Raw genomic sequence first — 25,342 nt, forward strand, 5'->3', positions numbered from 1 at the left:
CATCCGTGGCAGTCTCCGGAGAAGAGCTCCCTACGTTCGAAGGGAAATGACATGACCGGCAAGCTCAACGGCAAGGCCGCCATCGTCGCCGGCGGCTCGGCCAACATCGGAAAGCTGTTCGCGGAGGCGCTCGCGGAGGACGGCGCCGACGTCATGGTCCACTACAACAGCCCGGGCCGGGCGGGTGAGGCCGACGCCGTGCTCAAGGACCTCCAGTCGCGCGGCGTGCGCGCCGCTTCCCACCAGGGCGACCTGACGAACACGGCGGCCATCGCCGCGTTGGTCGACGACACGGTCGAACAGTTCGGCCACTGGGACATCCTGGTCAACACGGCCGGGCTCATCATTCGCAAGCCGCTGGCCGAGACGACCGAGGACGACTACGACCGGTCGTTCGCCATCAACGCGAAGATCCCGTACTTCTTCATGAAGGAGGCGTTCACGAAGATGGCCGACAACGGCCGCGTCGTGAACATCGTGACCACCCAGGTCGCGGTCACCGCCGCCACCTACTCGGCCTACGCCGGCAGCAAGGCTCCGGTGGAGCACTTCACCAAGGCGTTCGCCAAGGAGATCGGCCCCCGCGGCGTCACCGTCAACTGCATCGCGCCCGGCCCGCAGAAGACCAGCTTCTTCTACAACGCCGAGACCCCGGAGACGATCGCCTGGCTCAGCGGCATGACGATCAGCGGCGACCTCGGCGACCCGGCCGATGTCGTGCCGGTCATGCGTTTCCTGGTCGCCCCCGAGACCCGCTGGGTGACCGCACAGACCGTCTACGTCAACGGCGGCATGATCTCCCCGATCAACTGAGCACGGCCGGCTCAGTCCAGGTCGACGATCTCGCGGCCCAGGGGCCAGAACGCGGCCGGTACCAGTTTGAAGTTGGCGATGCCGAACGGGATGCCGATGATGGTGACGCACTGGGCCACGCCGGTGACGATGTGGCTCAGGGCCAGCCACCAGCCGGCCAGGACCACCCACAGGATGTTGGCGACGCCCGAGGCGACGCCGGCGTCGGGGCGGCTGACGATGGTCCGCCCGAACGGCCACAGCGAATAGACCGCGAGACGCAGCGCGGCCACCCCGAACGGGATCGTGACGATCAGCGCGAAGCAGATCAGCGCCGCGATCCCGTACGCGATGGCCAGCAGGAAGCCGCTGCCGAAGATGAACCAGAGGATGTTCAGGATCAGTCGCACCCGTCAATCATGACCGGGGAGCGCCACCGATGGTGAAACGGCCGACCAGTTGGTCGAGCTCGGCCGACATCCGGGTCAGGCGGCCGGCCGCCTCGTGGGCCTCGTCGACGCCGGCCGTGGTGGCCCGCACCGAGGCCGCGACCTGGCCCACCGTGCCCGCCACCTCGCCGCCGGCCGACGCGGCCTCGGCCACGCTGCGGCTCATCTCGTTGGTGGTGACCGTCTGCTCCTCGACCGCCGAGGCGATCGTGGTCTGGAAGTCGTTGATCCGCGCGATCGTCTCGCTGATCTGCTCGATGGCGGTGATCGCGCCCGTGGTGTCGGTCTGGATGGCGGCGACCCGGCGGCTGATGTCCTCGGTCGCCTTCGCCGTCTCCTGCGCCAGGTCCTTCACCTCGGAGGCGACCACGGCGAAGCCCTTGCCGCTCTCACCGGCCCGCGCGGCCTCGATGGTCGCGTTCAGGGCGAGCAGGTTGGTCTGCTCGGCGATCGACGTGATCGCCTTGACCACGGCGCCGATCTCGGCCGACGACTCGCCCAGCCGGGCCATGACCGTGCTGGTGGCGGCGGTGATGTCGACCGCCTGGTTGGCGACCTGGGCGGCCTGCATGGCGCTCTGGCTGATCTCGCGGATCGACGCGCCCATCTCCTCGGCCCCGGCCGCGACGGTCTGGATGTTCGACGACATGACCTCGGCCGAGGCGGCCACGGCGGCGGCCTGCTCGGCGCCCTCCCGCGAGCTCGCCGAGCTCTCGCTGCTGACGGAGGCCAGCGAGGAGGCGGCTTCGTCCAGGGCCTTCGCCTGCGCTGAGAGATCTCCCATGGCTGTTCGCATGGAGGTCGTGGCCCGGCGCAAGCTGTCCGCCATGTGCCCGACCTCGTCGCGCTGGTCGACGTCGGTGTCCTTCGTCAGATCGCCCTCGGCCACGGCGTCGAGCACCTCGGAGACCTTCCGCAGCGGCCGCACGATCATCTGGGCGGCGACGATGGCCAGCACGGCCGCGAGGCCGACCGAGGCGGCGAAGGCGATCATGATCTCGGTCCGGGTGCGGTCGACCGTGGCGTCGAACTCCTCGCCCGCGACGAGCGCCTCGTTGGCCCGGGTGATCTCGGCCGACATCAGGGACTCGTACGTCTTGCGCAGCTCGCGGTTGTCGCCGAAGGCGGCCTTGATCGCCTCCTGCCGGTCGGTGCCGAAGGTGGTGAACTCGTCCTCGAGCGCCGCGAACCAGGCGTCCGTGGCCTTCTTGATCTTGTCGACCGCGGCCTGCTCGGAGGCGCTGCCGAGGGCGCGAGCGGCCGCGAGCTCGGTGTTCAGCGTCTTCTGGGCGGCGAGCGCCTCCGCTCGGAAGTCGGTGTCGCCGGCGATCAGGTAGCCACGCTCGTCGTTGGCCGCGGCCTTCGCCTCCAGCGCGGCCTGGTTGAGGCTGGTGATGTACGGGACCGCGCGCTTCAGCTCGGCCTCGCGCTCACCGCGCAGCTCCTCGATGCCGACCAGGCTGAGCGCCCCGGTGACCACCGTGCCGGCGACGGCCACGCCCGCCACTCCGAGGATCTTCGTAGTGACCTTGCGATTGCGCACCCAGCGTGCTGCTGACTTCACCGTTTCCCGCTCTCATCCGTCCTGCTGTCCGACGTTTGATCGGCAGCGAGCGGCGGCGGTCAAGGAAAGCTTCAGATTTCAAGGTAACGGCGGAGCTTGGCCAGGGCCCGGGTGCGCAGGCGGGACACGTGCATCTGGGAGATGCCCTCGAGCTCGGCGATCTGGCGCTGGGTGAGGTTGCCGTAGAAGTCGCGGGCCAGGATGCGCTGTTCCCGCTCGTCGAGGGTGTCCAGGGCCGGTCCGAGGGCCAGGCGCAGGTCGACCAGGGCGTAGCCGCGCTCCTCGACGCCGAGCGTCGAGGCCAGATCGGAGTCGCCGTCGGCCCCGGTGGGCGCGGACAGGCTGGCCGCCGTGTACGCGCTGGCGCCCTCCATCCCCTCGATCACCTCCTCGACGCCGATGCTCAGGTCCTCGGCCAGGTCGGCGATGGTCGGCCGGCGGCCGAGGCGGTGGGTGAGGTCGTTGTCGGCCTCGGCGATCGCCGAGCGCAGCTCCTGGAGGCGGCGCGGCACCCGCACCGACCACGTGCGGTCCCGGAAATGCCGCTTGAGCTCGCCGACGATGGTGGGCACGGCGAACGTGGTGAACTCGACGCCACGCGAGCCGTCGTAGCGGTCGACCGCCTTGACCAGGCCGAGCGCGGCCACCTGGAGCAGGTCCTCGGCCGGCTCGCCCCGCCCGATGTAGCGATAGGCCAGGTGCCGGGCCAGCGACAGCCACGCCTCGATGGCCCGTTCGCGCAGCGCCGGATAGGCGGGATGCCGGGTGGAGAGCCGGGCGACCGCCGCCACCAGGTCGCGGGCGTCCCGGTCGAACGCCGGCGGGGCGGCGGTGACGACGGCGGTCATCGGGCCGCCCGGGTGTGCCGGCGGGCCGCGGCCCGGGGATGCCGGTCGAGCTCCCGGTCGAGGGTGACCGCGGCGTCGATCAGGGCCAGGTGGGTGAACGCCTGCGGGAAGTTGCCCAGCTGCTCGCCGGTCAGCCCGATCTCCTCGGAGAACAGGCCCAGATGGTTGGCGTACGTCAGCATCTTCTCGAAGGTGAACCGGGCCCGGTCGAGCTCGCCGGCGGCGGCCAGGGCCGAGACGTAAGCGAACGTGCACAGCGAGAACGTGCCCTCGGAGCCTTGGAGGCCGTCCGGTGAGGCCGCCGGGTCGTACCGGTAGACCAGGCTGTCGGTGACCAGCTCCTTCTCCATCGCGCGCAGCGTGGAGGCCCAGCGCGGATCGCCCGGCGTGATGAAGCCGACCGTCGGCATGCGCAGCAGCGACGAGTCGAGCACCTCGGTGCCGTAGTGCTGCCGGAACGCCTGCCGTTCCGGGCTCCAGCCCCGGGTCATGATCTCGGTGTAGATGGCGTCGCGTTCGCGCCGCCACGTCTCCAGCGGGGCCGGCCGGCCGTGCTCGGCGGCCATCCGCAGACCGCGGTCGAGCGCGACCCAGCACATCAGCCGCCCGTAGGTGAAGTCCTGGCGGCCGCCGCGGGTCTCCCAGATGCCCTCCTCGGGCTGCGACCAGTTGGCCGCGACCCAGTCGAGCAGGTCGCGGATGGCCATCCAGCCCTGGTGCCCGGGGGCGAGGCCGTTGCGGCCGGCGACGTAGATGCTGTCCATCGCCTCGCCGTAGATGTCGAGCTGGAGCTGGCCGGCCGCGCCGTTGCCGATGCGCACCGGCGCGGAGCCGCGATAGCCGCTCCAGTGCGGCAGGATCTCCTCGCTCAGGTCGCTCGACCCGTCGACCCGGTACATGATGTGCAGCGGGCCGCCGCCGTTCTTCTCGGTCTGCTCGTCGACCCGGTCGCGCAGCCAGATGGCGAGGGCCCACGCCTCGTCGGTGAAGCCGAGGGAGAGCAGCGAGTACACCGAGAACGAGGCGTCGCGGACCCACGTGTAGCGGTAGTCCCAGTTGCGCTCGCCGCCGATCTGCTCGGGCAGGGCGGCGGTCGGCGCCGCGATCAGGGCGCCCGTCGGGGCGTACGTCATGAGTTTGAGGGTTATGGCCGAGCGGTTGACCATCTCGCGCCAGCGGCCCGCGTAGGTACACCGGCCGAGCCAGGACTCCCAGAAGTCGACGGTCTCGTCGAACAGCCGTAGCGCCTCGGCCACGCGGACGGCGTCCAGCGGGCCGCCGACGCCGGTCTCGAGCAGCGCGCCGCGGACCTCGCCCGCGCTGAGCCGCAGCTCGGCGTGGACGTCGCCGTTGTCGACCCGGGCCTCGGCCCGCCAGTCGGTGGGCTCGCGGATCAGCCGGACCGTCAGCGCGGTACGGGGGCCCTCGAAGACCACACCGTCGTCGGCCATCCGGGTCTCGAACGCCTCGCGGCCGTAGTCGAAACGCGGTGCCACATGGATGGAGAAGGCCATCTCGCCGCGCACGCAGCGGACCAGGCGGACCAGCCGGTGTCTCTTCTCGTCGCCGTCGATCGGCATGAAGTCGACGACCTCGCCGACGCCGCCGGCGGTCATGAAGCGCGTGACCAGCACGGCGCTGTCGGGCAGGTAGAGCTGCTTGGCGGTGTGGTCGCTGTCGGTGGGCCGGATGGCGAACCGGCCGCCGCGGACCGGGTCGAGCAGCGCCCCGAAGATGCTGGGCGAGTCGAAGCGGGGCGCGCAGAACCAGTCGAGGGTGCCGTCGGTGGCGACGAGCGCCGCGGTCTGGAGGTCGCCGATGAGGCCGTGGTCGGCGATGAGCGGGTAGTCGGACATGGCGGCCTCCGCGTGGCCGAGCGGTACAAGGTCATTGGCAGCATGAGACGTTTTCCGCCGAATGGCCTCATGCGCCAGGGGTGAAGCGGGCCCCGGACATTGACGGACACCTTTGATCCCCCTAAGTTTCGAGGGAACTCCGGAAGTTACGGGCTTCCATGATCGCCACCGATCAGGCCCGTTCTGTCGGCATATTCAAAGGAGTCTCTGTGAGAAAGGCACTGGTCGCTCTTTTTACGCTTCCCCTGCTTGCCCTTGGTGCTCAACCGGCCCTGGCCCATGGTCACGGCGACGGAAAGACGCTGCGCGCGGCCGCGCCCCGAGACTTGCGGATCGGATCCGCGGTCGCGGGCGGCGGGCACCACGTGGACCAGCCCTACCCCGATCCGTTCACGTACGACCGGCCGTACCGGAAGGTCCTGGCCCGTGAGTTCAATTCGGTCTCGCCCGAGAACCAGATGAAATGGGAGTTCATCCACCCCGAGCGCAACCGGTACAACTTCGGCCCGGCCGACGCCATCGTGCGTTTCGCCCGGGCCAACGGCCAGGTCCTCCGCGGTCACACGCTGCTGTGGCACAGCCAGAACCCGGCCTGGCTGAACGAGGGCACGTTCACCAAGGCCGAGCTGCGCTCGATCCTCAAGAACCACATCTTCACGGTGGTCGGCCACTACCGCGGCAAGATCCAGCAGTGGGACGTGGCCAACGAGATCTTCAACGAGAACGGCGAGTACCGGCAGGAGAACATCTTCATCCGGGAGCTCGGCCCGGGCATCGTGGCCGACGCGTTCCGCTGGGCTCACCAGGCCGACCCCAGGGCCCAGCTGTTCCTCAACGACTACGGCGTCGAGTGGCCGGGCGTGAAGGTCGACGCCTATGAGGCACTGGCCGAGCAACTTCTCGCACAGAAGGTGCCGCTGCACGGCTTCGCTTCGCAGGCCCACCTGAGCATGCGATACGGGGCGCCGGACCAGCTCGCGGGCGTGCTCCAGCGCTTCGACGACCTCGGCCTGCACACCGCGATCACCGAGCTCGACGTCCGGATGGACCTGCCGGCGAGCGGCGTGCCGACCGCCGAGCAGCTGACCACCCAGGCCACGTACTACAAGACCGTCCTCGACGCCTGCCTGGCCGTCGACGGCTGCAACTCGTTCACGATCTGGGGCTTCACCGACAAGTACTCGTGGGTCCCGGTCTTCTTCCCCTCGGAAGGCGCCGCGACGGTCATGTGGGACGACTTCTCCAAGAAGCCGGCGTACTACGCCCTGCGCGACACCCTGAACGGAGCACGCCGCTGAGACCGCGCCGCCCGGGCCCGCCGGCCCGGGCGGCGTCTCACGGCGTCACGATCGCGAACGACGGGTCGGGCTCGTCGAGCACCTCGGCCAGCCGCTGAAGAACCTTGGGATCGCCGTCGAGCCGGGCCCCGCCCGTGCCCCGGCCGGCCAGCAGGGCCAGCAGATCGGCCTTGACCAGCGTCACCCGCAGGTCGGCGCCGCCCGACGGCTCGGCCGGCCAGTGGATCAGCGCGCCGTTCGACAGGACCATCCGGTGCGAGACGCCGAGATCGGTGAAGGTCCACTCGACGCTGAAACCGGCCGTCCACGCCCGCGGCCCGTCGACCCGGATCGCGATCGAGTCGAAGAGCTGCTCGACCGTGAGCGCCCCGGCCATCCCGGCCGCGTTCACCTCGTCGGTGCCGGTCGGGATCCCCTCACGCAGTTCCTGGGCGCCGGTCAGGTAGAAGTTGCGCCACGTGCCGTTCTCGGCGCCGAAGCCGAGCCGCTGGTAGACCTCGGCCAGCAGTTCCTTGGCGCCGGCGTGGCCGGGCTCGGCGAACACGGCGTGGTTCAGCAACTGAACGGCGAAGCGGGGATCGTCGTGGGCGATGTACTCCCGCGCCTTGGCCACCACGGCGTCGGCGCCGCCCAGGCAGTCGACGTAGCGCCGGGCCGACTCGACCGGCGGGTGCTCCCACAGATGCGCCGGATTGCCGTCGAACCAGCCCAGATAGCGCTGGTAGATCGCCTTGACGTTGTGGCTGACCGAGCCGTAGTAACCGCGGGTGTGCCAGGCGCCGTCCAGCTCCGGCGGCAGCTCGATCACCTCGGCGATCTCGGCCCCGGTCAGGCCCTGGTTGAGCATTCGCAGCGTCTGGTCGTGCAAGTAGGCGTACAGGTCCCGCTGTTGCGAAACGAAGGTGGCGATCCGCTCCCGCCCCCACGTCGGCCAATGGTGCGAGGCGAAGGCGACGTCGGCCCGGCCGCCGAACAGGGTGATCGCCTCGTTCAGATAGCGCGACCACATGCGGGCGTCCCGGACCACGGCGCCGCGCAGCGTCAGCACGTTGTGCAGGTTGTGGGTGGCGTTCTCGGCCAGGCACAGCGCGCGGCGGTCCGGGAAGAAGAAGTTCATCTCCGAGGGCGCCTCGGTGTTCGGCGTGACCTGGAAGATGATGCGGACCCCGTCGAGCACCTCCTCCTGGCCGGTGTGCGTGATGTCGACCGTCGGCGCCAGCAGGGTCACCTCGCCGGTGGAGGCCGTCTGGCCCAGGCCGGTGCCGATCAGGCCGCGCGGGCTGCGGGGGAGCGGGCTGCCGGTGTGGTACATGCCGCGGCGCAGCATCGCCGTGCCGGCGTAGACGTTCTCGGCCACCGCGTGCTCGAGGAAGCCCTCGGGCGCCAGGATCGGCACCTCGCCGTCGACCACGCCGGCCACGCCGCCGAAGTGGTCGATGTGCGAGTGGGTGTAGATGACCCCGGTGACCGGCCGCTCACCCCGGTGATCGCGGTAGAGCCGCAGGGCGGCCGCCGCGACCTCCCGCGACACCAGCGGGTCGATGACGATGACCCCGGTGTCGCCCTCGACCAGGGTCATGTTCGACAGGTCGAGCCCGCGCACCTGGTAGATGCCGTCGGTGACCTCGTAGAGCCCCTGCTTGGCGCACAGCTGCGACTGTCTCCACAGACTCGGGTTCGCCGTGTCCGGGCACTCCGCATCGAGGAATCCGAAGGAGTCGTTGTCCCAGACCACGCGGCCCTCGGTGTTGGTCACCACGCAGGGTTCCAGCCCGCCGATCCGGCCGCGGTCGGCGTCGTCGAAGTCGGCCCGGTCGTCGTGTCGCAGCTCGCTCATGGGGCCAGCCTCTCGGCCGGCCCCGATCGGGTCTTCACCCAGCGAGGGTGAGGCCCTCCCCGTCCTCGCGGTAGGTCTCGCCGGTCTCGGGGCAGACCCACAGGCCGTCGCCCTTGCTCTCCAGAGGGCGGCCGGCCCGGCCGACCCAGCCGACGCGGCGCGCGGGGACGCCGACCACGAGCGCGTAGTCGGGCACGTCCTTGGTGACGACCGCGCCCGCGGCGACCAGCGCCCAGCGGCCGATCGTCACCGGGGCCACGCACACCGACCGGGCGCCGATGGCCGCGCCGTCGCCGATCGTCACGCCGACCGCGTGCCAGTCGTCGCCGGTCTTGAGCCGGCCGTCGGTCGTGACCGCGCGCGGATATTCGTCGTTGGTGAGCACCACGGCCGGGCCGATGAAGACGCCGTCGCCCAGCACGGCCGGCTCGTAGACCAGCGCGTGGTTCTGGAGCTTGCAGTTGTCGCCGATGACGACGCCCGGCCCGACGTAGGCGCCGCGCCCGACGTTGCAATTGCGGCCCAGCACGGCATCTTCCCGGATCTGAGCGAGATGCCAGATTCGGGTGCCTTCGCCGAGAGATGCACGGGTATCGACGTCGGCTGTCGGTGCTACCTGAGTCATAGCCGGGCAGACTATCGGCCCCCGAACAAGAAACGGTGTCGCGAAATCGACCCAGCGGCGCAATCCAACCGATGGTCGTCGTCCACTTTGACCGAGAGTCCGACGACCTCAACCGAACGTACCGGCGGCCCCTGGGGGCCTCGGGCGGATTTCTCTCAAGCCCCTTCCGGGAAGCCCATCGGGATCGATAGCTTCCGGCACGGAACCCGTCCACCGTGCACCGGATGAGGATGTTCGTGACTACTCCCATCGGAATCGCCGTCGTCGGGGCCGGATACTGGGGCCCCAACCTCGTCCGCAACTTTCAGGCCACGCCGGCCTTCCGGCTGCGCTGGCTCTGCGACCTCGACGTCGAAAGGGCCCGCCGTGTGCTCGGCGGCTACTCGACCGTCCAGGTCACCGCGGACCTGGACGAGGTGCTCGCCGACCCCGAGGTCCAGGCCGTCGCCATCGCCACGCCCGCCGGCACTCACCTGCCGGTCGCCATGGCGGCGCTGAAGGCCGGCAAACATGTCCTCGTGGAGAAGCCACTGGCCGCCACGTACGAAGAGGGCCGCCTGCTGGTCGAGGAGGCCGACCGCCGCGGCCTGACCCTGATGTGCGACCACACCTACTGCTACACCCCGGCCGTGCTGCGCATCCGCGAGCTGCTGCGCTCGGGCGAGCTGGGCGAGCTGCACTTCCTCGACTCGGTGCGGATCAACCTGGGCCTGGTCCAGCGCGACATCGACGTGGTGTGGGACCTCGCGCCGCACGACCTGTCCATTCTCGACTTCGTTCTTCCCGATTCGGTACGCCCGGTCGCGGTCGCCGCGCACGGAGCCGACGGAATCGGCGCGGGCCGGGCATGTGTGGCCTATCTGACGCTGGAGCTCAGCAACGGCGCGATCGCCCACATCCATGTCAACTGGCTGTCCCCGGTCAAAATCCGCACGACCATCGTCGGCGGGTCGAAGCGGACCCTGGTCTGGGACGACCTCAACCCGAGCCAGCGCGTGGCCATCTACGACCGCGGCGTCGACGTGGCCTCGCCCGAGGAGCTGGGCGACGAGCAGCGCCGTGACATCCTCGTCTCGTACCGCTCCGGCGACATGGTCGCGCCGGCGCTGACCGAGCGGGAGGCGCTGCGCACGATGGTCGACGAATACGCGCGGGCCATCACCTCCGGCGAGCCGGCGCTGACCGACGGCCGGTCCGGTCTCCGCGTCCTCGAGATCCTCCAGGCGGCCTCGCGTAGCCTGGCCGAGGGCGGCACAATGATCAAACTCGATGAAGGGCACATGGCGTGACGGGCGTACAGATCGAGGGCGCGCGCGCCCTCGTCACGGGCGGGGCGGGCACCATCGGCTCGCACGTCGTCGACGAGCTGGTTCGCGGCGGGGCCGCCGAGATCGTGGTGCTGGACAACTTCGTCCGCGGCCGCCGGGACAACCTGGCCTGGGCCCTGGAGAACGGCCCGGTCGAGCTGGTCGAGGGCGACATCCGCGATGTCGAGCTCGTCAAGCGGGTGACCGCGGGCAAGGACCTGGTCTTCCACCTGGCCGCCATCCGCATCACGCAGTGCGCCGAGGAGCCCCGGCTGGCCAACGAGGTGCTCGTCGACGGCACCTTCAACGTGGTCGAGGCGGCGGCCGAGGCCGGCGTCAAGAAGCTGATCGCGTCCTCGTCGGCGTCGGTCTACGGCCTGGCCGAGGAGTTCCCGACCACGGAGCGCCACCACCCGTACAACAACGACACCTTCTACGGCGCCGCGAAGGCCTTCAACGAGGCCACCCTGCGCAGCTTCCACGCCATGAAGGGCCTCGACTACGTCGCCCTGCGCTACTTCAACGTGTACGGCCCGCGGATGGACATCCACGGCCTCTACACCGAGGTCCTCATCCGCTGGATGGAGCGCATCGACGCCGGCACCCCGCCGCTGATCCTGGGCGACGGCCTCGCCACGATGGACTTCGTGCACGTGGCCGACATCGCCCGGGCCAACATCCTGGCCGCCCAGGCCGACGTGACCGACGAGGTCTTCAACATCGCCAGCGCCACCGAGACGAGCCTGCGCGACCTGGCCGCCGCGCTCAGCGAGGTCATGAAGAGCGACCTCGCGCCCGAGTTCGGGCCGGCCCGCGCGGTCAACGGCGTCACCCGCCGCCTGGCCGACACCAGCGCCGCCACCGAGAAGCTCGGCTTCACGGCCGAACTCACCTTGAAGCAGGGCCTCGAGGGCCTCGTCGACTGGTGGCGGTCGTCGAAATGATCCCCGTCATGATTCCGCAGCTGGGCGAGGAAGAAGCCCAGGCGGCCGCCGAGGCCGTGCGCTCAGGCTGGGTCGCTCAAGGCCCGCGCGTGGCCCGCTTCGAGCAGGAGTTCGCGGCCGTCGTCGGCGCCTCACAGGGCGTCGCGGTCAGCTCGTGCACGACCGCGCTGCATCTCGCGCTGGTGGCGCTCGGCGTCGGGCAAAAAGACGAAGTCATCGTCCCGTCGCTGTCGTTCATCGCGACCGCCAACGCGGTCCGTTATGTCGGCGCGACCCCGGTCTTCGCCGACGTCGACCTGGCCACGGGCAACCTCACGACCGAGACCATTGACGCCGTACGGACGCCGCGCACCCGGGCGATCATCGCGGTCCACCAGGGCGGCGTCCCGTTCGACACCGACGGGTTGCGCAAGGCGGCCGCGGGCTGGGGCGTCGAGCTGGTCGAGGACGCGGCCTGCGCGGCCGGCTCCACGGCGTACGGCCAGCCGGCCGGCACCGGCGCCACCCTGGCCGCCTGGTCGTTCCACCCGCGCAAGCTCATCACCACCGGTGAGGGCGGCATGGTGACGCTCGACGACGCCGACCGGGCCGTACGCCTGAAGCGGCTGCGCGAGCACGGCATGAACGTCTCCGCGGCCGACCGGCACAAGAGCAGCCAGCCGGTGCTCGAGGCCTACCTGGAGACCGCCTACAACTACCGGATGACCGACATCCAGGCCGCGGTCGGGCTCGTGCAGCTCGGCCGGCTTCCCGGCCTGGTCGCCGACCGCCGGGCCAAGGCGGCGCGGTACCACGAGCTGCTCGCCGGCATCGACGGCCTGGTGCCGGTCCGCGACCCGGCCCACGGGCAGACGAACTACCAGTCGTTCTGGGTTCTCATCAACGGCGAATACGGGACGAGCCGGGACGACGTGCTGGCCGAACTGGCCCGCCGGGGCGTCTCGGCGCGGCGCGGCATCATGGCGGCCCACCTGGAGCCGGCCTACGCCGACGTCACGCCCGGCCCGCTGCCGGTGACCGAGCGCATCACCCGCGACTCGCTCATCCTGCCGCTGCACCACAAGCTCACCGAGGACGACCAGGACCACATCGTGGGTGTCCTGCGGGAGCTGGCCAGGCCGTGACGGACCTGGTCATCGTCGGGGCGGGCGGCTTCGCGCGGGAGACCGCGTCGGCCGCCCGCGACGACTGGAACGTCCTGGGCTTCCTCGACGACAACCCGGAGCTGCACGGCACGACCCGCTCGGGCCTGCCGATCCTCGGTCTGGTCGAGATGGCCCGCGACATGGACGCCGCGGTCGTGGTCTGCGTGGGCAACCCGCGCAACTTCACCGCCCGGCGGAGCATCGTCGAGCGTCTCGGGCTACCCGAGAGCCGGTACGCCACAGTCGTGCACCCGCTCGCGTCGGTCGGCGCCGGCAGCACGATCGGCCCCGGCACGGTGCTGCTGGCGGGCACGGTGCTGACCGCTGATGTCGTTGTCGGGTCGCACGTGGCCGTCATGCCGCAGGCCGTGCTCACCCACGACGACCGTGTCGGCGACTACTGCACCATCGCCTCCGGCGTGCGGCTGGGCGGCGGCGCGGTGCTCGACGAGGAGGCGTACGTCGGAAGCGGCGCCCTCGTCCGCGAGGGCGTGAAAGTCGGCGCCCGATCCCTGGTCGGCATGGGCTCGGTCGTGCTGCGCGACGTGCCCGCCGGCGAGGTCTGGGCCGGCAACCCGGCCCGCCTGATCCGCTCAACTTCTTAGGAGCCAGCACATGTCCCGGATCCCGCTCGTCGACCTCGCCGCCGCCCACGCGGAGGTGGCCGAGGAGGTCGAGACCGGCTTCAAGCGCGTCATGGCCGAGACCGCCTTCGTCGGCGGGCCCGAGGTGGCCGCGTTCGAGCAGGAGTACGCCGCCTTCTCCGGGCTGGCCCACTGCGTCGGCGTGGGCAACGGCACCGACGCCCTCGAGCTCGCCTTCCGCGCCGTCGGCGTCGGACCGGGCAGCGAGGTGATCCTGCCGGCCAACACGTTCATCGCCACGGCCGAGGCGGTCGCGCGCTGCGGGGCGAAGGTCGTGCTCGTGGACTGCGACCCGCGGACGTACCTCATCGACGCCGACGCCGCCCTCGCCGCCGTCACCCCGGCCACCAAGGCCATCGCGCCCGTGCACCTCTACGGGCAGATGGCCGAGGTCGAGAAGCTGACCTCGGCCGGCGTGGCGGTCGTCGAGGACGCCGCCCAGTCGCAGGGCGCCACCCGCCACGGCCGCTCGGCCGGCGTCGACGGGATCGCCGCGACCAGCTTCTACCCGGGCAAGAACCTCGGCGCGTACGGCGACGCGGGCGCCGTCGTCACCTCGTCCGGCGAGCTGGCCACCATCGTCCGTACGCTCGGCAGCCACGGCGGCCTGAAGAAATACCACCACGACCTGATCGGCGTGAACAGCCGCCTCGACGGCCTCCAGGCGGTCGTGCTGCGCGCGAAGCTGGCCCGTCTGGCCGACTGGAACGACCGTCGCCGGGCCGCCGCCGCCCGCTACCACGAGCTGTTGGCCGGCCTCGACGTCGTGCTGCCCGAGACGCTCGACGGCAACGAGCACGTCTGGCACATCTACTGTGTCCGGATTCCCGGCGGCCGCCGCGACGCCGTGCTGGCCCGCCTCAACGAGGCCGGCATCGGCGCCGGCATCCATTACCCGATCCCGGTGCACCGTACGGGCGCTTTCGCCGAGCTGGGCGGATCCTTCCCGAATGCGGAGGCCGTGGCACCGGAAATCCTCTCGCTTCCGATCTATCCGCAAATCACCCCCGAGCAGCAGAGCCGGGTGGCCGAGGCGCTGGCCGCCGCCTTGCGGCAGGAATGACCCGAGAGGCGTTGGAGATCATCCGACCGGTGGAGGTCGTCCTGTCAGGACGTGCCAATAGGGTCTGCGGCAAGTAGCGGAAAAGGAATTCGAGGACACGATGGATAGAGCAAGGGCGCTTATCGCCGCCGCCACAGCCACGGTGCTGGGGGCCGCGGTACTCATCGGGTTGGGCCCGTCGGCGGTGTCCGCCGCCTGCTCACCGAACGACATCGTGTGTGAGAACGCGCTCGCCGGCACCCCGTCCGACGAATGGGACATCACCGGCGCCGGCGACGACACCATCCAGGGTTTCGCCACCGACATGAGCGTCAACGCCGGTGAGACCGTCACCTTCAAGGTGCGGGCCGAGCACGCGTTCACCGTCGAGATCTTCCGGATCGGCTACTACGGTGGCGCGGGCGCGCGGCGCATCACCACGCTGCCCACCACCTATCCGGCGCAGAACCAGACCACCGCCTGTGTCGACGACGACGCCACGCAGATCTACGACTGCGGCACCTGGGCGCCCTCGGCGACCTGGCAGGTGCCCTCGGCCTCGGTCTCCGGCGTCTACTTCGCGCTGCTGACCCGCACCGACGGCGGCTCCAGCCACATCTCCTTCGTCGTGCGCAACGACGCCAGCCACTCCGACGTGCTGTTCAAAACCTCGGACGCCACCTGGCAGGCCTACAACACGTACGGCGGGGCCAGCTTCTACGGCGGCCCGCAGGGACGCGCGACCAAGCTCAGCTACAACCGCCCCTTCGCTACCCGGGGCGCGTTCGACGGCCGCGACTTCCTGTTCAGCAACGAATACCCGATGATCCGCTTCCTCGAGCGCAACGGGTACGACGTCACCTACACCACCGACGTCGACGCCGACCGGCGCGGCGCGCTCATCGCCAACCACAAGGTGTTCCTCTCCGTCGGTCACGACGAGTACTGGTCGGGCGCGCAGCGCACGTTCGTCGAGGCCGCCCGCGACTCCGGCACCAACCTGGCCTTCTTCAGCGGCAACGAGGTCTACTGGAAGACCCGCTGGGAGACGAGCAAGGACGGCTCGAACACCGCGTACCGGACCCTGGTCTGCTACAAGGAAACCTGGGACAACCGCAAGAGCGACCCGACCGAGGAGTGGACCGGCACGTGGCGTGACCCGCGCTGGAGCCCGCCGTCGAACGGCGGCGTCCCGGAGAACTCGCTGACCGGCACCATGTTCATGGCCAACAGCGACGACATCACCATGGAGGTGCCGGCGGCCAAGGGCAAGAACCGGTTCTGGCGCGGCACCGAGGTGGCAACACAGACCTCCGGGGCCAAGCAGCTGGCCAAGCACAGCATCGGCTACGAGTCGGACGAGGACGTCGACAACGGCTTCCGCCCGGCCGGCCTGATCCGGCTGTCCGAGACCACCGGCCCGACGCCCGAATACCTGCGCGACTTCGGCCAGGTCGTCACGCCCGGCACCACCACGCACCACATGACGCTCTACAAGGCGCCCAGCGGCGCCCTGGTCTTCGGCGCCGGCACCATCCAGTACGCCTGGGGCCTCGACGACCACCACGACAGCGAGTGGGACATCGAGCCGGTCGACAAGAACATGCAGCAGGCGGTCATCAACCTGTTCGCCGACATGAAGGTGCAGCCGGCCACCCGGATGAGCAACCTCCTGGCAGCCAGCGCCTCGACCGACACCGTCGCGCCGAGCGTCGTCATCACCTCGCCCGCCGCCGGCGCCACAACGGCCAACGGCGCCCAGGTGACCGTCTCCGGCACGGCCTCCGACACCGGCGGCGGCGTGGTGGCCGCGGTCGAGGTCTCCCTCGACAACGGCGCCACCTGGCACCCGGCCACCGGCACCACGGCCTGGTCGTACGCCGGAGTCGTGACCGGCGACGGCGTGGCCACCATCAAGGTCCGTGCGGCCGACGACAGCGCCAACCTGAACGCCAACCCGACCACCCGGGCCCTCAACCTCACCGGCTCGACCTCGCTGTTCGGCAGCAAGGTGCCCGGCACGCCGGCCTCGACCGACACCGGCGCCACCGAGGTCGGCGTCAAGATCACGCCGCAGACCGACGGCTTCATCAAGGCGGTCCGCTTCTACAAGGGCGCCGGCAACACCGGCACCCACACCGGCAGCCTGTGGACCGAGGACGGCGACCTGCTCTCCAGCGGCACCTTCGAGAACGAGACGGCCACCGGCTGGCAGACCCTCACCCTCTCGCCGGCGGTCCCGGTGGTGGCCGGGTCGACGTATGTGGCCTCCTACACGGCGCCGAACGGGCGCTACGCGGCCGACTCGTGGGCCTTCGCCTACCGCGCCCTGAACGCGGCCCCGCTGAGCAGCCCGCGCAGCCAGGACTCGGGCGGCAACGGCGTCTTCGGCGACCCGGGCGAGTTCCCGGTCCGGTCCTACGCGGCCACCAACTACTACGTCGACGTGCTGTTCGACTCGTCGAGCCTGACCGCGCCGACCGTCCTGACCGTCACCCCGACGCCGGACGCGCTCTACACGCCGGTCTCGGCTCAGCCGGCGGCCACCTTCAGCAAGCCGGTGAACGCCGCGGCGATCACCTTCACGCTGGTCAACGACGCCGGCGCCAACGTCGCGGGCACCATCGACTACGACGGCCCGACGCGCACCGCCCGGTTCATCCCGGCGGCCGCGCTGACCGCGGGGGAGACCTTCACGGCCCGGGTCGCCGCGTCCGACACCAACGGCAACGCGATGGCGCAGCCCAAGGTCTGGAAGTTCACCACCGACCCGGCCCAGACGACCGTGAACAGCCTGTTCCCGGCCGGCGCGACGCCGGACACGGCGGCGGTCAAGGACTCCCGCGGCACCACGCTCGGCGTGAAGTTCACCCCGTCCGTCGACGGCACGGTCATCGGCATCCGGTTCTACAAGGGCACCGGCAACGGCGGCACGCACGTCGGCAGCCTGTGGTCGGCGGCCGGCAGCCGGTTGCGCCAGGCGACGTTCGTCAACGACTCGGCCACCGGCTGGCAGAGCGTGTACTTCGACGAGCCGTACAAGGTCGACGCCGGCACCACGTACGTCGCCTCGTACTACGCGCCTCGCGGCAACTACGCGGCCACCAGCGGCTACTTCAACAGCCAGCGTGTCAACGGCCCGCTGACCGGGGCCGGCGGCAACAACGGCCTCTACACGTACGGCACCGACGTCTTCCCGACGAGCTCGTACGGCAACACGAACTACTGGGTCGACCCCATGTTCGTGGCCGCTCCCGAGGAGCCGCAGCCGCCGCAGCCGACCGTCCCGCAGGGCGCGGTCACCGTCTGGCCCAGCACGGCCACGCCGGCCAACGCGAGCTGGAACGACTCGGCCTCCATCTCGGTCGGCGTCCAGTTCACGACCGACGTCGCCGGCGTGGTCAACGGCATCCGCTACTACCGGGGCGCCGGCAACAACGGCACGCACACCGGCACGCTGTGGAACGCCGCGGGCGACCCGCTGGTCACCGGCACCTTCGTGAGCGAGACGGCGACCGGCTGGCAGACGATGCTCTTCTCCCAGCCGTACGCCATCACGCCCGGCAACGTGTACACGGTGTCGTACGCGACCACGACCGGCCACTACGCGGTGACCTCGGGCGGCCTGGCCTCGGCCACGCACGCGGCGCCGCTGCACGTGCCGGCCACCGGCGGTGTCTTCAAGTACGGATCCGGATTCCCCGCCACCCGGTCGAGCCACAACTTCTGGGTCGACCCGGTCTTCACGCCCAACAGCTGAGCTCCCGATGAACGGAAGATGAGAATGCGGTAGAAGAAGACGACGGGTGTCAGTTGTCCGATCCAAACTGGACCCGAAGTACGGATGGCCTGGCGCCGCCGGAGGACGTTAGTGTCATCCCGGCGTCAGCGGAATGTGCGACATGCCGGTGCACCGGGGGTGTGACCGGCCGAGGGGAACGGCATGGATTTCTGGGACCTTACCAAGCTCATGATTCGCCGCTGGTATGTCTCGGTTACGCTCTTGCTGGTCACGATAGCCGCGACGGGCTACGCCGCGACCGAGATCAAACCGGACTACGCGATCACCTCGTATGTCCAGCTGATCCCGCCGACGGTGGCCTCCGACCCGAACAAGGTCATTTCGGTGCAGAACCCGTGGCTGGCGCTCGGCCTCTCGTCGCTGAGCAACGCCGCCACCGTCGCCACGCAGGACCAGACCTTCCTCGACGCGCTGAAGAAGAAGGACGAGACGGCGAGCTTCGAGATCACCATCTCGGACAAGAACCCGGTGGCGATCATCGCGGTCGTCGCGCCCACCCTCGAGGAGGCGCAGTCGGCCACCACCGAGGTCACCACGCAGTACGAGAAGTCGGTCGACTCGCTGCAAAAGCAGTACAACGTCAAAAAAGCCGACATGATCACGGCGTACCGGCTCGACAAGGGTGAGAACCTCAAGCGCCCCGGCGGCAAGGTCAAGCGGGCCGTGGTCGTCATCTTCGCCATCGGCATCCTGCTCACCGGCGGCGTGACGATCCTGGTCGACACACTCCTGCGCCGCCGCAAGCGCCGCAAGGGCGCGGACGCCGACAGCTCGCCCGAGATGCCGCCGGGTTCGGCCGCGATCCCGCTGAACGGCACCTTCCCGTCCGTTCCGCAGATCAACCGGCCGATCTCCAACGGCGACGCCGACAAGACCAAACCCCTCGGCCAGTACGCCCGTGGCGGCGCCCAGCAGCAGAACGGCCGCGACCCCGGTGCTGAGACCATCGTGATCCCGTCCATGCCGCGGGCCCGTCAAGGCGGTGAGCGGGGCAACGATCGCGGCAGGCGCACTTGAGCGCCCCGCCGATCTCGGCGAGAGACCTGGAACCGGCGCTGTTCGCCGACCAGATGTACGCGACCCGCCGCCGGCTGGTCGTGCTGGACGCGGCGTTCGGCCTGGCCTTCGTCCTCGGCTGGCTCACCCTCATCCCGTCCCGGCTGATCATCCCGGGCACCACAGCCGACGTCGGCCGGCCCGGGACGGTCCTGTGCGTGCTGCTGTTCTGCTGGTGGCTTGCCACGCGTCTCAGCCCCGAGCTGGTGATGCCGGGGCCACAGCCGATCCGCTGGGCGGCGCTGTTCTTCTTCCTGTCACTGCTGGTGTCGTACGTCATCGCCTTCGCCCGGGGTCTGACCCCGCTGGAGGCGAACGCGGCCGACCGGTCGCTGCTGGCCGGTGGGGCGGCGTTCCTCGGCGTGATACTCGTGGCGGCCGACGGCATCTCCAACTGGAGCCGGCTGCGCTTCCTGCTCCAGGTCTTCATCTGGTGCTGCGTCTACATGTCGGTCATCGGCCTCATGCAGCGGGTGCTCCCGGTCAACATCGTCGAATACATGCAGGTGCCCGGCCTGACCAACCTCGGCGTGCCCGGTTTCCAGGTGCGCGGCAGCGGCTTACGGGTGCCGGCGACCACCACGCACTACCTCGAGCTGGCGGCGGCGCTGTCACTGGCCGTACCCATCGCCATCCACTTCGCCAAGTTCTCGGCCAAGCAGATCGTCCGGGCCATGTACGGCGCGGCGTCGTTCCTCATCGTGGCCGGCATCCTGGTGACCATCTCCCGTACGGGCATCATCTCGATCTTCATCGCCCTGCTGATCCTCATGCCGCTCTGGACGTGGCGCACCCGCTACAACATCATCGGCATGGGCATCACGGCGGTCGTGGCCATCTCGGCCATCCAGCCGTCGACGGTCCGCACCATCTACGACATCTTCGCCGGAGCGAGCGAGGACTCGAGCATCCAGGTGCGCACCGAGCGGTACGCGATGGTCGGCACGTACTTCAGCCAGCGCCCGTGGTTCGGCCGCGGTTCCGGCACGTGGGAATGGCCCATGTACCAGTTCCTGGACAACCAGTGGATGCGTACGGCCCTGGAGAACGGCATCGTGGGCATCGTCGTCCTGGCCGGCCTGCATCTGACCGCCATCACGGTCGCCGCGATCGCCATGCGCCGGGCCGAGACCAGCGAGCAGAAACACCTGTGCCTGGTGCTCATCTCCACCCAGGTGATGGCCCTGTTCATCACGTACACGTTCGACTGCCTCACCTACACGACGTACTCGCTCTCGCTCGGCATGACGGTCGGCCTCTGCGGCGCGGTGTGGCGCCTCACCCACCCGTCCCGGGAGATCCGGACCTCGGCTCCGCGCTGGTCCCGGGTGTGAAAGGAACATTTCGGTGGAAGAGCCGCTCGGCAAACTAGTCAAGCGGGGCCTGGGCTGGAGCTTCGTCAGCAGCCTGGCCACCCGCGCCGGCACGGTCCTCAGCGGCATCATCCTGGCCCGGCTGCTCTCGCCCGCCGACTACGGCCAGTTCACGGTGGCCCTGGTCGTCCTGATGATCCTGGTCAACATCAACGACCTCGGCATCGAGCCGACCCTGGTCCGCTGGGCCGGCAAGATCGAGAAGATCGCGCCGACCGCGACCACCCTGATCTTCGCCGCGAGCTGCCTGGTCGCGGCGGCGGCGTTCTTCGGGGCGCCGGGCATAGCGTCGGCCCTGAACGCCCCGGAGGCGGCGGGCATCGTCCGCCTGCTGGCCGTCTCGGTCGTCATCAACGGCCTGTTCGCGGTGCCGTCGGCCATGCTGACCCGCAACTTCATGCAGGGGCGCCGGGCCACGGCCGACCTCACCGGCATGATCGTCACCTTGGGCCTGTCCGTCGTGCTGGCGTCGCTGGGCTTCGGCGCGTGGAGCCTGGCCTGGGGCCGCTTCGTCGGCAACCTGGTGAACGGCGTCCTGCTGCTGGTCTTCACCCCGCAGCGCTTCCGCCCGGGCTGGGACCGCGAGGCGGCGGGGCACGTCCTGAGGGGCGGGCTGCCCATCGCGGGAACGCTGCTGCTGGCGGTGGGCCTGATGAACCTCGACTACATCGTGGTGGGCCGCCTGATGAGCCCGGAGGCCCTGGGTCTGTACCTGATGGCCTTCAACCTGTCGAGCTGGCCGGTGAGCATCCTGTCGGTGGCGGTGGCCCGGGTCTCGGTGCCGGCGTTCGCCCGCTTGCAGGACAACCTGCCGGCGCTGAGATCGGCGTTCAGCCGATCACTGACCCTGATGCTGATCCCGACGTCTCTGGTCGTGGCCGGCTTGGCGGTGTACGCCCTGCCGGCCACCCGGGTCGTCTACGGCTCCGAGTGGTCGGGCGCGGCGGCGGCCCTGACATTCCTGGCCGTCCTGGGCGGGCTGCGCGTGGCGATGCAGCTGGCGGCCGACCTGTTGACGGCGGTGGGCAAGGCGCGCCTGAACATGTACATCCAGGCGGCGTGGATCGTGGCGCTGCTGCCGGCCCTGATCATCGGGGTGTCGCACGGCGGCATCCGGGGGGCGGGTATTGCGCACCTGATCGTCGCGTTGGCGGTGGCGATTCCGCTTCACCTGGCGGCGGTGGCGACCGTTCCGGTCCCGTGGTGGGATTCGATCCGTGCTTGCGTCCGGCCGGTGCTGGCGGGAGTGGCGGCGGCGCTGGTCGGGATCGGGGTTCAGCGGGTGGTCGACGGTGACCTGTTGACGCTCTTCCTGGGGGCTGTGCTCAGTACGGCGGCTTTTGTGGCGGTGGCCTGGCCGGCGCTGAAGCTGATTCGCACGCCGGCGTCTGATCCGGAGCCTGCGGCCTCGGAGGAGGCTGTTCCGGCTCGGTGAGTCGGGGGGACTTGCGGTGGACGGCTGAGGGCCGGGGGGGGGGGCCCCCGCGCGGGGGGGGGGGGGGGGGGGGTGGCGCGGGGGGCCCCCCCCCCCCCCCCCCCCCCCCCGGCCCTCAGCCTTGCGTGGGAGCGGGTAACTGCCAGGACCTTGGTTGCGGGTCTCTGGGCGCGTGGCCGGGATGAGTGGGGACCTTGCGATTCGGGGTGGGTGCTGTTCGCTGCCGCGCCGGGGTACGGGTGGGGGAAACTGTCACGCGGGCCCGGCCGAGTGGCGGGCTGGTCGGCAATTCCATGCCGGTTCCGCGGGCCGGCGGCCGGTAAGCCGATCAACCGTGTTTGTCCGGCTACTATCCGTCAATGAGTGCCAAGGAGCCGCCGCTCCAATCGGCTGCGCCGGTGCCAGGGCTCGCACCCCTTGAACTGGCGCAGGACCTGATGGCTCGGATCGAGACGGCCAATACCTACGCCCGGACGCGCAAGAAGCGCTTCAAGCGAAACTCGACTGTCGTCCGCGTGACGACGCTGACGTTGCTCGTCGCCTCCACGATCATCCTGGGCCTTCAGGATCTGGACTTCTGGGCCGGGCTTGGTTTTGCCCTGGTCGCCGTCGTGACGGTGATCAACACTCTGGAGCCGTTCTTCGCCTGGCGCTCCCGGTGGGTGTTGATGGAGGAGACGCAATATGAGTTCTATCGGCTGCGCGATGAAGTCAGCTACTACAGCGCCGCGACCCGGCCCGCGGATCTCGACCCGACACGGATCCGGGCGATGTTCGATGAGTATCAGGCCATCTGGGAGCGGCTTGGCAAACGGTGGCTGGAATTCCGCCAATCGCCTGTGGCCGGACAATAGGAGTCGCTCGGTGTCGACCTCGTGTGCCGGGCGGTCAGGTGGGGTCTGTGAGGGCGGAGCGGGCCAGGAGTGAGAAAGCGTTGGGGAGGCGGCCACGGAAGGCGGCGGCGTCGACGTCGCCCATGCGCCAGAACGGCTCGGGGTATTCGGCCAAATGGCGGATTTCCAAGCCGGCGTTCACCAGCGCGGTGACTGTGTGGCCCAGGGTCCACTGCCACATGACGGCGCCGTGGGCGGGGAAGCTGGCGTCGTCGCAGACGAAGGAGTGCCCGAAGTAGTCGCGGTCGGGGCGGATGCGGGGACGGTCGAGGTCCCAGGTCCACAGCTCGGTGGCGGGGTGGCCCTCGTAGAGGAAGAGGTGGCCGCCGGGGCGTAGCAGGCGGGCCATCTCGGTGGCCCAGGCCTCGATGTCGGGCATCCAGATCAGGGCGCCCTTGCCGGTGTAGACGAGGTCGGCGCAACCGTCGCGCAGGGGCACACCAGGGACTGCGCCCAGGACGTAGCGGCACGTGGCGCCGAGCTGGCCGGCGCGGTTCTGTGCTGCTTCGACGGCGACTTGGCTGTAGTCGACGCCGATCACCGCGCGGGCGCCGGCCCGTACGAGCGCGATGTCGTCCTTGCCGTTGCCGCTCTGTGGGTGCACCACCACGGGCCGCGTGGCCATGATGTCGCGGAGCAGCTCGTGTTCGCCGGCGGTCAGCGCGGCACCGGACGGCAACCCGCCGAAGGCCCGCAGCTGCTCCCGATAGGCGGTGTCCCAGGCAATCCGGTTCCCGAGCGACGTCGGATCCATGCCGTAAGCGTCTCGGCCGCCGCGGAGCAGGTCAACCGCATTTGCCCCAGGGCGGAACGCACGCGCTTGGCAGATGCGGTGGGCCGGTTCGTGGTGGGTGTGGTGATGATCGTTGGGCCGGCGCGCCGGACATCGGTGTTGATCTCCGTTCGGGTGACCTCCCGTGGGCGATGCCGCAACCGGCGTGCCGGGAATAGCGTCTTGGCCGGAAACACCACACATGTCCACTGGAGATCAAGGACGTCGTATGTACGCCGGCACCCACACCCGGTTCCCACGGCAGCGTATCCCCGGCGAGGGGACCAGGCGCGTCGCGCCGGCGCCGGCGCTGAAGATCGCGGCTCTCGTTCCCGCGTACAACGAAGGCGACGCCATCGCCGCCACCATCGCGTCGCTGCACCGGCAGACCCGGCCGCCCGATCTGATCGTGGTGGTGCCGAACAACTGCGGCGACGACACCGCCGAGGTCGCCGCCGGTGCGGGCGCCTACGTCATCACGGTTCCCGGGCACAATCCCGACAAGAAGGCCGGAGCGATCAACTTCGCGCTGGACCGGCTCGAGCCCTACCTGGCCGAGCCGTGGAGCTGGGCGGTGCTCGTCATGGACGCCGACACCACGCTGTCACCGGGATTCCTCGAGATCGCGGCCGCGAACCTGACGTCCGGGGTCGGCGGGGTGGGTGGCACGTTCGCCGGCCGCGACTGCGCCAGCGCGCTCGGCTATCTGCAGCGCATGGAGTACCACCGGTACGGCCAGACCGCGAAGCGCATGGGGCACCGGGCTTTCGTGCTCACCGGCACCGGCACCCTGTTCTCCTACGGCGCGTTGCTGGATGTGCGCCGCCAGCGCCAGGAAGGATCGTTGCTGCCCGGGGGCCGGTCTTTCTACGACACCCACAGCCTGACCGAGGACAACGAGCTCACCTTCGCCCTGCAGGCGTGCGGCTACCGAGTGATCTCGCCGGGCGGGATGTGGGCGACCACCGACGTGATGGAGAGTGTCCCGAAGCTGATCGGGCAGCGCGAGCGCTGGTATCTCGGCGCACTGCGCAACATCACCCAGTACGGCCGCCTCATGCCGTTCCACATGCGCTGGGTCTACTGGCGCCAGCAGGCCGGTCTGCTGCTCTCCGCGGTCGTGGCCGCCACCTATCTCATCGCCCTCGCGGTCTCGCTGATCGTCTTCGGCTCGGTGTCGTTCTCCTGGTGGTGGACCATTCCGTCGGCCGTGCTGCTCGTCGAGCGGGTGTCGTCGGTCTGGTCGATGGGCTGGCGGGCCCGCCTGTACGCGGGGCTCTTCGTGCCCGAGCAGCTGTACACGCTGCTGCTGACTTTCATCTACTCGAAGGCGTTCCTCAGGTTCCTCCGCGGGGACAAGGGCGGCTGGGCCGCCACCTGACTTCCGTGGCCACCTCTATCGAAGGGCTGAGCATGTATCAAAGTATGTTGCCGAAGACCGGGGCCGGGTTCGCGGTCGGTGGCCTCACGCTGAGCGTGATGAACCTGGTGTGGCTGGGCATCGCCGTCGCTGTCGTCGGCGGTCTGCTCATCACGTTGTCGAAGTTCGCGCCACGCGTCGCGATCGAGCCGATTCCGATTGGGGTGCGCGGAAGCCGGTTCCGGTTGACCGTCAACGGCGAGCCGCTGCGCCGGCGGCGCCCGCAGCACCGCCGGTGAT

21 protein-coding genes are annotated in these 25,342 nt (G+C 69.9%); 14 read left to right on the plus strand and 7 right to left on the minus strand.

Annotation, left to right across the window (positions count from 1 at the left end; translation table 11 throughout):
- The first annotated feature begins 51 nt into the window (after positions 1-51).
- The gene (locus tag ACFY36_RS46195; protein ID WP_499752289.1) at positions 52-813 is read left to right on the plus strand and encodes an SDR family oxidoreductase; all 762 of its coding nucleotides are present in this window, start codon (positions 52-54) and stop codon (positions 811-813) included.
- An 11-nt stretch (positions 814-824) separates the two neighbouring features.
- On the opposite strand, the gene ACFY36_RS46200 is transcribed toward ACFY36_RS46195, so the two are convergent.
- The 4 genes from ACFY36_RS46200 to ACFY36_RS46215 form a co-directional block, all read right to left on the minus strand.
- Complete coding sequence (locus ACFY36_RS46200) at positions 825-1,202, minus strand: YccF domain-containing protein (RefSeq protein ID WP_499752290.1); 378 nt, start codon at positions 1,200-1,202, stop codon at positions 825-827.
- 7 nt (positions 1,203-1,209) lie between these two features.
- A complete protein-coding gene (locus ACFY36_RS46205) occupies positions 1,210-2,784 on the minus strand; it encodes a methyl-accepting chemotaxis protein (RefSeq protein WP_499752291.1) in 1,575 nt (524 codons plus the stop codon).
- A 92-nt stretch (positions 2,785-2,876) separates the two neighbouring features.
- Positions 2,877-3,653 carry a SigB/SigF/SigG family RNA polymerase sigma factor gene (locus ACFY36_RS46210; protein ID WP_499752292.1) on the minus strand — a complete coding sequence of 259 codons (777 nt, stop codon included), beginning with the start codon at positions 3,651-3,653 and terminating at the stop codon, positions 2,877-2,879.
- A complete protein-coding gene (locus ACFY36_RS46215; RefSeq protein ID WP_499752293.1) occupies positions 3,650-5,509 on the minus strand; it encodes a glycoside hydrolase family 15 protein in 1,860 nt (619 codons plus the stop codon). The genes ACFY36_RS46210 and ACFY36_RS46215 overlap by 4 nt, the downstream gene beginning before the upstream one ends.
- Before the next feature lie 365 nt (positions 5,510-5,874).
- Here ACFY36_RS46215 and ACFY36_RS46220 point away from each other — a divergent pair, with 365 nt between their 5' ends.
- Entirely contained in the window at positions 5,875-6,807 is a 933-nt protein-coding gene (locus tag ACFY36_RS46220) for an endo-1,4-beta-xylanase (RefSeq protein ID WP_499752294.1), read from the plus strand.
- A 37-nt stretch (positions 6,808-6,844) separates the two neighbouring features.
- Here the strand turns inward: ACFY36_RS46220 and ACFY36_RS46225 are convergent, their stop codons facing one another.
- Complete coding sequence (locus tag ACFY36_RS46225) at positions 6,845-8,644, minus strand: alkyl/aryl-sulfatase (RefSeq protein WP_499752295.1); 1,800 nt, start codon at positions 8,642-8,644, stop codon at positions 6,845-6,847.
- A gap of 34 nt (positions 8,645-8,678) precedes the next feature.
- Positions 8,679-9,269, minus strand: coding sequence for an acyltransferase (locus ACFY36_RS46230; protein WP_499752296.1), 591 nt, complete (start codon positions 9,267-9,269; stop codon positions 8,679-8,681).
- 230 nt (positions 9,270-9,499) lie between these two features.
- On the opposite strand from ACFY36_RS46230, the gene ACFY36_RS46235 reads away from it, so the two are divergent.
- The 10 genes from ACFY36_RS46235 (at position 9,500) to ACFY36_RS46280 (ending at position 22,871) form a co-directional block, all read left to right on the plus strand.
- Positions 9,500-10,558: a Gfo/Idh/MocA family protein gene (locus ACFY36_RS46235; protein ID WP_499752424.1), complete on the plus strand. Its 1,059-nt coding sequence runs from the start codon at positions 9,500-9,502 to the stop codon at positions 10,556-10,558.
- Positions 10,555-11,520 carry an NAD-dependent epimerase/dehydratase family protein gene (locus ACFY36_RS46240; protein ID WP_499752297.1) on the plus strand — a complete coding sequence of 322 codons (966 nt, stop codon included), beginning with the start codon at positions 10,555-10,557 and terminating at the stop codon, positions 11,518-11,520. The genes ACFY36_RS46235 and ACFY36_RS46240 overlap by 4 nt, the downstream gene beginning before the upstream one ends.
- An 8-nt stretch (positions 11,521-11,528) precedes the next feature.
- Complete coding sequence (locus tag ACFY36_RS46245) at positions 11,529-12,644, plus strand: DegT/DnrJ/EryC1/StrS family aminotransferase (protein WP_499752298.1); 1,116 nt, start codon at positions 11,529-11,531, stop codon at positions 12,642-12,644.
- Complete coding sequence (locus ACFY36_RS46250) at positions 12,641-13,270, plus strand: acetyltransferase (RefSeq protein ID WP_499752299.1); 630 nt, start codon at positions 12,641-12,643, stop codon at positions 13,268-13,270. The genes ACFY36_RS46245 and ACFY36_RS46250 overlap by 4 nt, the downstream gene beginning before the upstream one ends.
- Positions 13,271-13,280: 10 nt before the next feature.
- Positions 13,281-14,372 carry a DegT/DnrJ/EryC1/StrS family aminotransferase gene (locus ACFY36_RS46255; protein WP_499752300.1) on the plus strand — a complete coding sequence of 364 codons (1,092 nt, stop codon included), beginning with the start codon at positions 13,281-13,283 and terminating at the stop codon, positions 14,370-14,372.
- Between the two features lie 100 nt (positions 14,373-14,472).
- Entirely contained in the window at positions 14,473-18,111 is a 3,639-nt protein-coding gene (locus tag ACFY36_RS46260; RefSeq protein ID WP_499752301.1) for a DUF4082 domain-containing protein, read from the plus strand.
- A 183-nt stretch (positions 18,112-18,294) separates the two neighbouring features.
- Positions 18,295-19,170: a hypothetical protein gene (locus ACFY36_RS46265; protein ID WP_499752302.1), complete on the plus strand. Its 876-nt coding sequence runs from the start codon at positions 18,295-18,297 to the stop codon at positions 19,168-19,170.
- Positions 19,167-20,543 carry an O-antigen ligase family protein gene (locus ACFY36_RS46270; RefSeq protein WP_499752303.1) on the plus strand — a complete coding sequence of 459 codons (1,377 nt, stop codon included), beginning with the start codon at positions 19,167-19,169 and terminating at the stop codon, positions 20,541-20,543. The genes ACFY36_RS46265 and ACFY36_RS46270 overlap by 4 nt, the downstream gene beginning before the upstream one ends.
- Before the next feature lie 13 nt (positions 20,544-20,556).
- Positions 20,557-22,017, plus strand: coding sequence for a lipopolysaccharide biosynthesis protein (locus ACFY36_RS46275; protein ID WP_499752304.1), 1,461 nt, complete (start codon positions 20,557-20,559; stop codon positions 22,015-22,017).
- Between the two features lie 359 nt (positions 22,018-22,376).
- Positions 22,377-22,871 carry an SLATT domain-containing protein gene (locus ACFY36_RS46280; RefSeq protein ID WP_499752305.1) on the plus strand — a complete coding sequence of 165 codons (495 nt, stop codon included), beginning with the start codon at positions 22,377-22,379 and terminating at the stop codon, positions 22,869-22,871.
- Positions 22,872-22,905: 34 nt separating this feature from the next.
- Here the strand turns inward: ACFY36_RS46280 and ACFY36_RS46285 are convergent, their stop codons facing one another.
- Positions 22,906-23,664 carry a class I SAM-dependent methyltransferase gene (locus tag ACFY36_RS46285; protein WP_499752306.1) on the minus strand — a complete coding sequence of 253 codons (759 nt, stop codon included), beginning with the start codon at positions 23,662-23,664 and terminating at the stop codon, positions 22,906-22,908.
- 247 nt (positions 23,665-23,911) lie between these two features.
- On the opposite strand from ACFY36_RS46285, the gene ACFY36_RS46290 reads away from it, so the two are divergent.
- Both ACFY36_RS46290 and ACFY36_RS46295 read left to right on the plus strand, forming a co-directional pair.
- Positions 23,912-25,063 (plus strand): glycosyltransferase family 2 protein, encoded by a 1,152-nt coding sequence (locus ACFY36_RS46290; protein WP_499752307.1) that lies wholly within the window; start codon positions 23,912-23,914, stop codon positions 25,061-25,063.
- A 32-nt stretch (positions 25,064-25,095) separates the two neighbouring features.
- Entirely contained in the window at positions 25,096-25,341 is a 246-nt protein-coding gene (locus tag ACFY36_RS46295) for a hypothetical protein (RefSeq protein WP_499752308.1), read from the plus strand.
- Position 25,342 lies beyond the last annotated feature (1 nt).

This window comes from Actinoplanes sp. NPDC000266, from assembly GCF_042899005.1.
Taxonomy (GTDB): Bacteria; Actinomycetota; Actinomycetes; order Mycobacteriales; family Micromonosporaceae; genus Actinoplanes.